The organism is Paenibacillus sp. J22FR83 (assembly GCF_059691955.1).
On sequence record NZ_JCAUAM010000012.1, the window covers coordinates 150138 to 163453 of the forward strand.

11 protein-coding genes are annotated in these 13316 nt (G+C 50.0%); 1 reads left to right on the top strand and 10 read right to left on the bottom strand.

The genetic code is table 11. The features are described 5' to 3' along the window. Nucleotides 1-233 precede the first annotated feature (233 nt). From AC58PV_RS22000 to AC58PV_RS22015, 4 genes are read right to left on the bottom strand one after another with little or no spacing between them, the layout of a single operon-like run. A complete protein-coding gene (locus AC58PV_RS22000; RefSeq protein ID WP_497434578.1) occupies nt 234-1784 on the bottom strand; it encodes an extracellular solute-binding protein in 1551 nt (516 codons plus the stop codon). Between the two features lie 50 nt (nt 1785-1834). Continuing rightward, nucleotides 1835-2710, bottom strand: a complete 876-nt coding sequence (locus AC58PV_RS22005; protein ID WP_497434579.1) for a carbohydrate ABC transporter permease — start codon at nt 2708-2710, stop codon at nt 1835-1837. 15 nt (nt 2711-2725) lie between these two features. Continuing rightward, nucleotides 2726-3643: an ABC transporter permease gene (locus AC58PV_RS22010; protein WP_236289375.1), complete on the bottom strand. Its 918-nt coding sequence runs from the start codon at nt 3641-3643 to the stop codon at nt 2726-2728. 36 nt (nt 3644-3679) lie between these two features. Then, nucleotides 3680-5497 (bottom strand): FAD-dependent oxidoreductase, encoded by a 1818-nt coding sequence (locus AC58PV_RS22015; RefSeq protein ID WP_497434580.1) that lies wholly within the window; start codon nt 5495-5497, stop codon nt 3680-3682. Between the two features lie 124 nt (nt 5498-5621). Here AC58PV_RS22015 and AC58PV_RS22020 point away from each other — a divergent pair, with 124 nt between their 5' ends. Beyond that, complete coding sequence (locus AC58PV_RS22020; protein WP_497434581.1) at nt 5622-6416, top strand: helix-turn-helix domain-containing protein; 795 nt, start codon at nt 5622-5624, stop codon at nt 6414-6416. Between the two features lie 348 nt (nt 6417-6764). Here AC58PV_RS22020 and AC58PV_RS22025 read toward each other — a convergent pair whose 3' ends face one another. The 6 genes from AC58PV_RS22025 to AC58PV_RS22050 all read right to left on the bottom strand — a co-directional run bounded on the left by AC58PV_RS22025 (nt 6765) and on the right by AC58PV_RS22050 (nt 13311). Next, the gene (locus tag AC58PV_RS22025) at nt 6765-7913 is read right to left on the bottom strand and encodes a trans-sulfuration enzyme family protein (protein ID WP_497434583.1); all 1149 of its coding nucleotides are present in this window, start codon (nt 7911-7913) and stop codon (nt 6765-6767) included. 113 nt (nt 7914-8026) lie between these two features. Beyond that, on the bottom strand, nt 8027-8893 hold the full coding sequence (locus AC58PV_RS22030; RefSeq protein WP_497434584.1) for an SMP-30/gluconolactonase/LRE family protein: 867 nt from the start codon (nt 8891-8893) through the stop codon (nt 8027-8029). 15 nt (nt 8894-8908) lie between these two features. Then, nucleotides 8909-9712, bottom strand: coding sequence for an IclR family transcriptional regulator (locus AC58PV_RS22035; RefSeq protein ID WP_497434585.1), 804 nt, complete (start codon nt 9710-9712; stop codon nt 8909-8911). A gap of 37 nt (nt 9713-9749) precedes the next feature. Further along, nucleotides 9750-10508, bottom strand: coding sequence for an SDR family NAD(P)-dependent oxidoreductase (locus AC58PV_RS22040; RefSeq protein WP_056620558.1), 759 nt, complete (start codon nt 10506-10508; stop codon nt 9750-9752). Between the two features lie 13 nt (nt 10509-10521). Next, a complete protein-coding gene (locus tag AC58PV_RS22045; protein WP_497434586.1) occupies nt 10522-11835 on the bottom strand; it encodes an aspartate aminotransferase family protein in 1314 nt (437 codons plus the stop codon). Between the two features lie 15 nt (nt 11836-11850). Then, the gene (locus tag AC58PV_RS22050; RefSeq protein ID WP_497434588.1) at nt 11851-13311 is read right to left on the bottom strand and encodes a M81 family metallopeptidase; all 1461 of its coding nucleotides are present in this window, start codon (nt 13309-13311) and stop codon (nt 11851-11853) included. Nucleotides 13312-13316 lie beyond the last annotated feature (5 nt).

Genomic DNA, 13316 nt, shown 5'->3' on the forward strand with positions numbered 1-13316 from the left:
TGATCGACTCCTTTTCCTATTGATTCGAGGTTCTTCGCTTCGATGACCGGAGGAGGATGGGTATCCATCAACCAGAATATCTAAGCGATTACATCGGTAATCGACAGCTGCCGAATATCGTTTTTGGGCATGTTTTTAAAGCCTCCCAGAATGAACATCCGAGAGGCTCGAGCCTGATTGCCAGGATTTTTATTGTTTCACCCCAAATATGGAGTGTGAACAATCTTTCCGTATTACTTCTTGCTTTCCATTTGACCGATATAATCGTTCATTTCCTTCAGATACGTTTTGCCGAACCTCGTATTCCAGTCCTGCAGCACCTTCTTGTACTCGGACGGATCTGCATCGCCGATAATGATTTTCGTCGTAACCTCGCTGAACTTTTTGTTGAAATCCAGGTAAGGCGGCGTCTTCGCGATCGGTGGCGTGAAATCGCGGTCCTTGGACATCACAATTCTTTTTACGGCCTTCTCGATATTCGGCACGAGCTTCTTCTTCAGTTCCTCCGACATAGCCGGGTTAATGAAGAACATGTAATCGTTGGCGCGGCGGACCATATTTTTACGGACGAATGTTTCCAGCGCCGGCTCCACATAAGTGCGCTTGTTGTTTTCCACCTTGTAATCATTCCCTTCCACGCCGGTGTAGATGGAATCCCAGCCTTTGTCCGATAGCATGTAGTCGAATACGTCGACAACTCTTTGCGGATCCTTCGCATTGCGCGTTACCGCCCAGAAGCCCCACAACCCCGTTCCCTGCCCCAGTCCCTTCATCTCGCCTTGCTCGTTCTTAACGAATACATAGGCAAGATCGAAATTCGGATTGATCTTTTTACCGTCATTCAGGAATGTTTCGTAATGACCTGCAAACCCGTCGATTGCACCCGTTTTGCCGCTTTTAAACCGTTCCAGCGTTTTAGCGCCGTCGATCGAAGGCGAATCCGGATCGATCAACCCTTCTTTGAACAACTTGGCCGATAATGCCAAAGCCTTCGTATATTGATCGGAGTTCACATCATACTGGGGATTCATGTACTTATACTCGCCCCCGCCGGACTCCTGCCAGCCGTAAAGACCAAGCTCGTTCTGGAAAATCGGCTTGAGCGATTTATCGACGCCTGCGGCCGTCCCAAAGCCGTACGTATCGTGCTTACCATTGCCGTCCGGGTCTTCCTTCGAAAATTTGCGCATGATCTCCAACATTTGATCCAGCGTAATTTCGTTATTATCCGGGAGCTTGATATTCAATTTATCGAGCCAGTCTTTTCGGAGCCAGTACCCGTCGGAGCGGACAACGGTCGTCCGCGGAATACCGTAAATTTTGCCGTCATTGTTTACCCGCAAGGCGTCCCAGGATATGTCGTATGAATATTTTTTAACGTTGTCGGCTTTCTTCAGATATTCATCGATCGGGAGGATAACGCCGTCCTTAACCGCTTTCAAGAACGCGGCATCGCTGGTACTCGGAAACCAGACGACGTCGGCAAAATCGCCCGTTGTCAGCGATAATTGAAGCCGCTCATTGTAGCCGGTCGACGGCGGGATGTCGAATTTGATCTCCGTATTCGTCGCCTTCTCGATGGATTGAAAAAGCAGCTTGTCCGTTTCCGACAGGTTGGATGATGCAAAATTGCCCATAATCTTCATACTTACTTTGGCTTTGGCTGTATCCGCCGCCGACGGCTTCGGATCGCCGGTTTCCGCCGGCTTGTCTTTGGTTCCGCATGCGGTAACTCCGGCGAGCAGCACCGTAGCAACTACCCCCACCAATACTTTCTTAATCATCTTGTTTCAGCCTCCCTTTGAATGTTTATCTATGACAAGGGCCCTTTGGATCAACCTTTTACGGACCCCAGCATAATTCCTTTGACGAAAAACCGTTGCAGAAACGGGTATACCGACAAAATCGGAAGCATGACGATCATGATCGTCGCGTATTTTAGCTTCTCCGGCATGACGTTCATATTGCCGATCTCGGCGCTGTTGCCTCCCGCAGAAATTTGCATCATTTGGGCGCCTACTATGACCTCCCGCAAAAACAGCATCAACGGCCAGTTTTCCACGCTTCGGATGTAGATGATCGCCGAGAAAAAGCTGTTCCAATAGCCCACCGCCGCGAACAGCGTCAATGTGGCGATAATCGGCATGGAGAGCGGAACGACGATTTTGAACAAAATGTACGGCTCGGAGGCTCCGTCCATTTTGGCGGCTTCCTCCAGCTCCTCAGGAATGTTCTGCATGAAATTGACCATCAGGATTAAGCTGAACGCGGAGAACAAACCGGGAAATACAAGTGCTGCCAGCGTATCCAGCATGCCGAGCGAACGAATCAAATAAAAGTTCGGAATGAGTCCGCCGTTGAACAGCATCGTGAAAATGACCAAATTGATCAGAATCGATCTGCCTTTCAGATGCGTTTTGGAGAGCGGATACGCCGTAATGATGTATAGAAAGATGCCTAACGCCACGCCGCTGACGGTAACAATAATCGTATTGAGATAGCTTCTGGCAAGAACGGGATGCGAAAGGATATCCTTGTAGGCGTCGAACGATATTTCGCTCGGCCATATGCGCATTGGGTTTTGTATATAAGCGCTGTGCGAGCTGATCGAAACCGCGGCGACATTCAGCAGCGGGTATAGCATGACCACGCAAATCAATGACACGATTAGATAGATGGCGATGTCAAAAAGCTCGATTCTCTTGTGCATATTCCTCTTCACCTCCTACCACAATGACTTTCCGAATAGACGCGCAATCCGGTTGGCCAGCACGATCATAACCAGTCCGACTACCGATTTGAACAAGCCGACGGCAGCCGTAAAAGAGAGCCTTCCTTCCAATAAACCGACCCGATAGGTGTAGGTTTCAAAAACATCCGCTACTTTGTAGGTAGCCGGATTGTACAGCAAGAAAATTTGCTCGAAGCCTATATCCAAAACGCTGCCGACCCGCAAGACCAAAATGATGACGATCGTGGTCGCTATGCTGGGAAGCGAAATATACCATATTTTTTGCACCCGGTTGGCCCCGTCGATCGTTGCCGATTCATAGAGGGACGGGTCCACGGACGTAAGCGCGGCCAGGTAAATAATCGTTCCCCATCCGAGCTCCTTCCATATTTCCGCGGAAACCAGTATCGTCCGGAAATATTCGGGCTTAAGCAGAAAATGAATCGGCTCTCCGCCGAAATCGACGATCAGCCGGTTGACCCAGCCCGACGACGGGGACAACATGTTGATAATGATGCCGGATATGACTACCCACGAAATGAAGTGCGGCAAATACAGCACCGTTTGGGCGACTCTTTTGAACAGCAGATTCCGAATTTCGTTCAGCAGAATGGCCAGCATGATCGGCGCGGGAAATCCGAATAGGACCTGATAAAAGCTGATGAGTAACGAATTTCGTAAAATCGTGAAGAAATCGTCCGACTGAAAAAGATATCGGAAATTTTCGAAGCCGATCCATTCGCTTCCCGATATGCCTTTCAGCAAATTGAAATCCTGGAATGCTATGACGATGCCGAACATCGGAATGTACTTGAAAATAAACAGATATACAAACCCCGGTATCAGTAAAAAATACAACCACTTGTTTTTTCTCATATATAGCCAGACAGGACTGACTTTGCTGTTATTCATCCCATTCTCCTTCAGAGAACGCTACCGCAAGCGGAGTTACTCGCAAACGATTTCAACCACTCGCGCATGGTCCAAACCGTTCGTAGAGATTACCTCCAGCCGGAGCGTCTTCAGATTTTTCAGCGTTACCGGCAGATGGATCATGCGTTGAAAATTGTCTTTTATATGTGCGATTTCCATCCTCCCTCGTTCGTCATGCGCGATCAGCTTAAACTCCTTCAGCGTTTCGGCTTGCGGCCGCCCCCACTGCATATACTTTTGAATCACGTCCAAATGGCATAGCATGAGCAAACGGTGAAGACCGGTATCCAGAACGATCGTAATCCGGGAAACCGTTACCGGATCCTCCCACTCCAGCTCCAGCCAAGGACTGCGGTCTCCCGGATCCGACATCCAGCGATGCGTGCCGGCCGTCGTCAAGTCGGGTCGTACCCCCTTCTCCCCATGGACAGCGCGAGTATGCCCGTCCACAATATTACTGCATGTTCCTTGCTTTTGCTCGGATGAAGCGGAAATCCGGGCAAGCTTCGCGAGATTTCCTTCCAGCATCATGCCGGGCAAAAAAGCTCCCTGCCGAAGTAATTGCTGCTGAGCCTCCTTCACGACAACGCTTTGGCGCCACGCTTGTCCCAGCGGAAGCTTGCGCTTCACCGCCGTTGCCGCGAACGTTCCAAGCCCTTCCCCCATGACCGCGCATGTCGCCATGACCCTGGTGCTGGAGAAAGCGATATGGGTAGCCGATAAATTGCGGCCGGCGAACATCAAATTCGAAATGTTCCTGCTAATCATCGAACGCAGCGGAATGCCGTACAGATAAGGCGTAAACGGCTGATTGCATGGCTCCTCGTCTTTCGCATCGATGCCTTGGGGCGGATGGGTATCCATCGACCAGCCGCCGTAAGCGATCACATCATCAAAGTCGATGGCCTGCTGAATATTGTTTTGGGTCAGCACGTGCTCACCGATAAATCGTCTGGACTCTCTTTTGCCCGGAAGAAAGCCGAACCAATCCAGCGCCCAATTTTCGGAATCGCGGTGATTGCCGCTATTTTTGATGTGATCCCACACCCCAAGCATGATCGCAAGCAGTTCGTCCCGGATATGCTCGTTATCCTTGATCGTATCCAGCGTGCCGCCGAATTCCACCCACCAATATCCGAACTCCCAGGTGTCGTGGTTTCTAAACTTCAAATCTTCCTCCGTAAACTTGCGGGCCCATTTCGGCGGGGTAAACGGCATCGGGCGCCCCATGTCCTTCGACGTGAACAAAAGAGAGGATCCGAGACGATAAGCGTCCCTATTGAAACTTGCGCCTGACTCGTTATATTCTACACTCGCTTCTCGGCCGGTCGTTAAAGCGGCCCCCGCTTCAAACCCCAGCCTGCCGTCGCCCGTACAATCCACGAATATGTCGGCCCGAATCGTAAAGCTTTCCTCCGTGCTTTCTCTCACCGCATAAGCGGAACAAATACGGGAGTCTTCGACATCGGCTGCGATAACCGTCGTATTCAGCAGCAGCCTCAAATTCGGTTCGGCGCGGCATTTCTCATATAAGATCAAGTCCAGCATACTCGCGCTCCGCTGCGGATTTCTGACCGAGCATTCAAGCATGATTTCTTCGATTATGCCGCTTTCCCTGCGCTCCGTCTCCAATTCCTTCCCGATTGTGGATGAGCCGGATATATTCATGCGAATCTCCGACGAGGCGTTCCCGCCAAGAACGGAACGGTCCTGGCATAAAATTACCCGGGCTCCGTTACGAGCCGCAGCCAATGCAGCAGCTACCCCCGTCATCCCTCCGCCTGCGATCAAAATGTCCGTATCCAACATTTTCGTATCAGTCTTCCCCATCATCCATTGACTCCTCTGCATTCTATGATATCTTTAATTACATACTACGATCTTTCATTACACATTTGAATTCATAAAATTACTATTTTTCATATCCAAAATTTCATGTCCGACGAGGTGAAGCGAGATGCCCGCAGGCTTTCCGGAAAACGCCTATCATATGTACTGGCTCAAAAAAGTAAAATTCTTAATGGAAACGGATACCTATGTGACTTGGGTTCTTTTTGCGGTGGAGGAAGGAAGGTTTGAATACCAAATAGGAGATAATTACGGAGTGGCCGAGTTCGGAGACGTGGTCGTATGCCCGCCCCAAATTGATTTTCATCGAAACGTGCTGACGCCCTTAAGCTTTCATTCGGTTACGTTCACCCTCCCCGAAGGAGAGCCGCAGCAACTTATGCCTCTTTTGGCTCAACGGAAAATAAAGCTGCCGCAGATCCGGCGATTGTCCGAAAACTACACTAGCTTAAGGCAGGCGGATCAGCAGATATCCTTTAGCTCCGATAATCAAAAGCTGAAGCAGCACTATTTGGCGGATATATGGCTGATGATCACACAGCAGGCGATGGAATCCCCCGATACCGAGCCTTTACTGGAACATGACGAACTCATTCGCGATGTCGCGATATATTTGATTCACCATGCCCATGAAACGATCGAAATCCGGGATGTCGCGCATCAGTTCGGCATGACTCCCGTGCAGCTGATCCGCAGATTCAAAAACGGCTACGGCGTCAACCCTTTGCAATATTTAACGTCGTTTCGGGTAAAGCAGGCATGCAGACTGTTGCTGACAACGGAGTGGACGCTCGATGTTATAGCCGGAAAATGCGGCTACGAGAATGGCTTCTATCTCAGCCGGGTGTTCCGCAAGGCGATGGGCATAAGTCCTTCCGAATTCCGCAAGAAAAACCGGTATTAGCGGCGAATGCTCAGCGTGCGATAACGAATCCATTTCAACCAAAAGTCAGGCAGCAACTCTGCAGGAGACGAACGTCATAGCATGGCGCAAGAAGTGTCTTGCGGTGGCCGCGCCGGGGATCGCTCAAAGAAATTTATGTCGATGTCCCCTCTTCCTACCGATTTTCGATGAAAATTGATATAGAAGACGAAAAAATGTTCATGATGCAAGCCTGCCAAGTTCGCAGGGCAAGGAGAGCGCCAAGTATCCCGTTGATCATTCATCCTTATCTATGGAAAAGGGGCAATTCCTCAGTCATCTTTCATGACCAAGGGATTGCCCCTTTCTAGTTCTGAATTGTCTTCAGTATCAAGCTTCAATAGAAGCAAACGCTTGCTTCAAATCATTGATGAGATCATCGGGCTCCTCAAGGCCCACGTACAATCGAACGATTACCCTATTATCGGGCTGATTACGCATGTACACCAAGCTCTCGAAGCCGCCCCAGCTAATGCCCTTGCGGAAGTACTGCAGCTGATTCGCCCAACACCGCATGCTCTCCATCGGGATATGGGTTTCGAAAGAAAAAAGACTTCCACTACCCGACATTTGCGAACGATACAGCTCATGCTGGGGATGGCTTTTTAAACCGGGATGGTTCATTTTTATGATAAAAGATTGATTTTCCAAGTAATGAGCAACCTTCAATCCATTTTCTTGAAGTTTATGCATCCTGAGTGGTAAGGTACGCAAGCCGCGCATAAACAAATTGGCGCTTTGCGGATGAAGGATGCCGCCGAATAGCTGGAATTCCAGACGGAACAGTTGATCCAGATGCTGTTTTGCGCCAATTACGACCCCGCCGATCAAATCGCTATGACCGGAAATATACTTAGTCATGGAGTGTACAACCATATCAATTCCATGAGACAGCGGGCTTTGGAAGCAAGGGCTCGCCCAAGAACCGTCAATAATTGTCTTTGCTCCAATCTTTTTGGCAAGCGCTGCGAATTGCTCCAAATCCTGAAGTTCAAATATCATGCTCGTCGGGCTCTCCAAATAAATTAAACGAGTGTTCGGACGTACAGCACCCAGAACTTGCATCAAATCTTTACCATCAACAAAGGTAGTCTCAACTTGAAATTTCACCAGATATTCTTCCATCAGTCTTCTGGCTGGACCGTAACAACCATCCACGCACACGATATGGTCGCCCGCTTGTACCGTTGACAGAACCGCAGCCGAAATCGCTGCCATTCCTGAGGCAAAGCATCTCGCTTCCTCTCCGCCTTCCAACTCCGCCAAACGCTCTTCCAATGCACGAACCGTCGGATTGTTGCCGCGAGTATAAATTATACTACTCGCTTCAAAGGCAAGCGCCTCTTCCAATTCTTCATGCGTTTCAAACGTGAACAAACTGTTCTGATAAATCGGATGCGTGACCGCACCGTAATGTCGCCCATCATGCATATCATGCGTGACGATGGTCTCCTTGCTGTATGTCTGAATCTCTTGCATATTTTCCTCCAACTTCTCCTAAAAGCTTCTATGATCTATGATTCTATGTATAAATTAGCCTTTTTCGGCGCCTCGTCTAGCCATCTCGCGTTGTCCAAGCTCAATTTGGTTGATCACCCGATAAAGGAATACGATTCGGCTCCGCAAATATCCAATTTCACTCTGAATAGACCGCCTGACAATGGATATTGACGCAATAATTCCTCACTTAACCACTCTCTTGCCGTCGTAATATAAAGCTCATTGCGATTCTTGCCGCCAAATACGCATGAGGTTACATGAGGAGCCGGCACGGATAGACTTTGCAACATCTTTCCGGTACGCGGGTTCCAACGAGTCACCTGATACCCGCCCCAATGAGCGATCCATAACATCCCTTCTTCATCAACGGTCATACCGTCAGGCGCTCCAGCTGTTCTTGGAATGTCAATCAGCAGACGCTTACCGCTGATCGAACCGCTAGCCAAATCATAGTCAAAAGCAGCAACGGAATAAGTAGGTGTGTCAATGAAATACATCGTTGTTCCTTCCGGACTCCAGCCCATACCGTTGGATAAGCTGATCCCCTCCAAAACCTTCGTAATACTCAAATCCGGATCCATTCGATAAAGGGCGCAGTCCCGGGGTTTCCCAGTCATTGATAGCGTACCCGCCCAAAATCTTCCTACGGGGTCGCATTTGCCGTCGTTGAACCGGTTATCCAGCTTATGAGCTTCCGGGTCATGAATGGAAAGCCATTCATTCGTCTCTGGCCTAAAGCTATAGAAGCCGTGCTGCATCGCTAAGATGAATCCACCCGATTGTCTTGGAACTACGGCGCCCAACAGTTGGTCGGATTGATATTCATTCAGCTTACCATCCGATGGGTTGAATTCATAAAATCTTTTACCTAATATATCCACCCAATAGAGGACTTGCCTGTTACCATCCCATGAAGGACCTTCCCCAAGCGCTGCTCGAATGTCGGTTATGAGCTCCAAGGTACACCCCCTCTTTTAGACATAGCCGAGTTTCTGAGAAATACGTTTCGCTGCCTCTTGGATATACCGCGCAATGTGCTCCAACTCCTCATCCGGAAACCGGTGCTTCGCACCCGAGAGGCTAATTGCCCCTTCGATCCGTCCAAACATATTAAAGATCGGTGCGGCGATACAGCGTGCACCTTGTACGATTTCTTCGCGATCCACCGCGTAACCAGACTCTTTAATCATGGCCAGTTCACGCAGCAATTGCGTTTCATCCTGAATGGTAAAGGGCGTATAAGCAGGTAGTCCAAATTGGGCGATCATCTGTTTAGTCTCTAGTTCTGAGAGATGCGCTGTGATCATTTTTCCTGTTGCCGTAGCGTGAAAAGGGGCTTTAGAGCCTACTTTATCCGTCATACGAAGCGCATAGGTGCCCTCGATGATTTCCATATATAGTACTTCGCCCTCCGAAAGCACGCACAGATTGACCGTATCGCCATGTGTTTCGACCAGTTTGTTCATCTCCGTTAATGCCGCAGTGCGCAGTGAGCTTCGCTCCAGCAGGTTCTTCGTAATGACCAGTTGCTTGTAACCCAGGCAATATTTCCCGTCCTCGTCGCTGCGGCTGAGAAACCCCCTTTTTTCCAATGTAAGAATAATGCGGTATAGAGAGGACTTAGGTTGCTTCACCAGTTCCACGAGTTCGATCAGGCTTAGAGAATCATGCTCAGATAGCGCCTCAACGACATCCAGCGCCTTCTCAACGGAGTGAATCGCATATCGGTCCTGTTTATCTTTTGCATTATCGGATTTATCCGGTTTGATTGGCTCCATAACTATTCCACCTTATTGTACGAATTGTGGACAGCGATTAAGATAACCTGCTCAACTGTCCGCCGTCGACGACCATGCAGTGACCTGTCATATAACGGGACTCGTCGCTGGCCAAATAGAGTGCCGCATTCGCGATATCCTCCGGTTGGCCGACCTCCTGCATGGGAATCGTCTTTAAGTATTCCCCGATTGCCTGAGGATTGTCAAGAAGCGGCTTTGTCAGCCGAGTTTCGATGAAACCGGGGCATAACGAGTTGACACGGATTTTGTCCTTGGCCAGCTCAAGCGCCATCGACATCATCAGAAGATTGATGCCGCCCTTGGTAGTGTTGTAGTGAGCTTGATCTGCTTCTGCGGCAAGGCCGTTAACGCTTGACATCTGTATAATCGAGCCTCCCCGGCCCTGACGTACCATTTGTCTTGCTGCAAGCTGGGATACTAGGAAAGTGGCCTTGAGATTGATGTTCATGTGACGGTCCCATTCCTCTTCGGTAATGTCCAGGAATGGAGTAGGCTTGCAGATGCCAGCGTTGTTTACCACCACATCAAGGCATCCCCATCTTCCGATTACACTGTCTAACACACTCTCCATCTGGATTTTGTATTGGACATCGGACTCGAACGTCATAACTTCGCCGCCTTCCCCAGATATGAGGTCGCGCACCTCATCCAGCATATCTTTTTCTAATCCGATCACCGCCACCTTAGCGCCTTCCCGGGCAAATCTCAAGGCAATGGCACGCCCAATGCCTAGGGAGCCTCCGGTAACAAGAGCTACCTTATTCAGTAATCTCATAGCGACCCTCCTTCTAACTGATAAGTTTACACAACGCCCGATCAACCGCTAGCAGCGTGGCCTCAATATCAGCCTGTTCATGAACGGCCGATATATACCAAAGTCCATTCGGCCTTAAGAGCACACCCTCTTCCAGCATCAGCTCGGCGAACTTGACATATTTGCCGCCGTCTCTGCGGTTGAACGTATCAAAATCGGTAACTTCCTTCACATCGATAAACATCATATGGAACACGGGGCCAACCTGATTCACAACTCCTGCAATACTGTGTTTGTGCATCAGCTCACGTATGCCCTCCGAAAGTTGGATAAATAAGTTCTCCATACGGTCGTAGACGACTCCGTTATCACATTTCAGCTCACGGATAGTGGCAAGTGCGGCTGAAGTAGCAACGCTATTACCATTCAACGTCCCCAAGTGACTTACAGCGGCGGTATCGATATGCTTCATCAGCTCAGCACTTCCCCCCACGGCGCTAATCGCGATTCCTCCACCCATCGCCTTGCCGATTGTCACCAGATCGGGCTTAATTCCAAAACGTCCATGCGCACCACCCAAGCTGAGCCGGAATCCTGTAATCACTTCATCCAGAATGAATACAATGCCAAGCTCCGTTGTTAAGCTGCGAAGATACTCCAAATAGCCCGGCTTCGGCTGGATACATCCTGAATTGCACATGACCGGCTCGGAGATGACCGCTGCGATTTCATGTGCCCGTACGCGTAATACATTCTCAAGCGCAGCAAAGTCGTTCCATGGCAAAAGTATAATATCCGCCAAGCTGTTCTCGCTTTGACCTTGCGTACCCGGAGGTACTGCAGCGGTCTGCCCGTCGTTGTCCGATTGTGCCAAACCCGCTCCCGGAAAGGAAGTGAATATCGAATCTGACCAACCGTGATAGTGACCGTGGAAGCGGACGACCTTCCTTTTTCCCGTATGAGCACGGGCTAACCTCAGCGCCAACATGACCGCTTCTGTACCTGAACCACTTAAAGCGACCTTGTCCGCACAGGGAAGAATGTCAATCAGGACATTGGCAAGTTCGATTTCGCCGTCATGCTGCAAGCCGTAGGTATAACCTTTGCGCATTGCAGAAAGGATGGCATCCGTCAATCCGTCATGCGCATGACCTAGAATAAGAGGTCCGTATGCCAACAAATAGTCGATATATTCATTTCCATCCACATCGCGGATGCGGGCACCCTTGGCGGACTCTGCATAAAGCGGAGTCGGTTTTTGAGAAGCGCGCAGCGAGCTGGCAACACCTCCTGCAAGGTGTTTCTTGGCTTGCTCGTATTTGGATAGCGATTGGTCTATTTTTAACATGATTGAACTCCCTCCCTATGTTTGTGAATCGAATGGGTAGATCGGACGCCTCAGCTGTTCGTATTGAAAGTTCCGCAAATTGGAACCGCAGCAACCCGGTGTATCTACAGGAATTATGTCTTTGCATATGTTTCCGAACGCCGTCTTCCAAGCTATAGCTGATTTCACGACGATTACATGATAGTCCTGCGGATGAAGATCAACGGAGCTGACGTGGCCTGGGTCCCATGGAGCCGTTCTTTTTTCCGTACATATGATGGTCAACAGTCCGACTTCAATCACAGCCGTTTTCCCCATATCCGCCCATTGACCGGTCATATAAGGGCCTGTATGCGTGTACTTGCCGTCGGTCAAATTTCGGATCGTTCCCTGAATGGGAACGGGATCACCATGCAGCCTATCGCTCTTGCCCCCGATCGCTCCATGGAACGTTGCGCCTACACCAAGGCGATGGGCCTCTAGAGCGGCTTGCGCGTCGCAAATGACGATTAGACTTTTCTTCGGTGGATTGACAAGATGCCTGAGAAGGTGTGTCGCATCCGCAGGTGAGCCTCCTCCTACATTGTCGGACCCCTCTACCAGGATTACGGGGCCTTCTTGTATGGCCATTGCTCTGTCGATGGCTGTCACTGCGGAATAACCCGCATATTCGAACCGATCCCTTCGCTCCCAAGCCATTTGCTTGAGCTCTTCTGCATAGTGTTCTGCGAGTGAGGGATTACCGTTTGTAGTCACGATAAAAGCTACTCCGGCTTCGGGCACATCACTGTAAGGGAAACCTCCGGCTACCGTTACATTCAGCACACAAGGGTCGCGTTCTATATCAAAAGCCCGATCCATCATTTCTTTCATTGGCCCATCCTCGTCCGTCAACATCATCTGTGGAACGATGAGCATTCCAGGCTGCGAAAAAATCATGACAGGACTGATCTCGCCTCGAACGGTACGGACAAGCAGCTTCACCGCTTCAACCGCTCTCTCATACGCATCGATGTGCGGATACGTATCGAAGCCGACCAGAATGTCTGCGTTGTACACCATCTCGCGGCTGATGTTGGCGTGAAGATCCAATGTTGCCGCAACAGGTATAGTCGGACCTACACGTTCCCGAATACGCCGGAGAATTTCACCTTCCATATCCGGATATCCTTGGGCTACCATAGCTCCGTGCAGCACGGCGACTACGCCGTCTACCGAAGCTTCCACCGAGTTGACGATCGCATCCATGATCGCCTCGGTCGCCCCGCCGATGACCAATCCGCTTGGCGTCGCCCCCGTATGCAGGCCACAGATGATCTTCGCGCCTTCTTCCTGCAAGCCGTCCAGGACACCGCCCATCGAGGTACGCGTTCCAGAATAGCGCTCCAGGTAAGCATCGTTCCCCTGCACCCACTCCGATCTGAAGGCATCCAAATCCGTTAAACCAGGCGCGAATGTATTCGTTTCATGAAACATGCCTATAACCGCAATTATCACCTTTA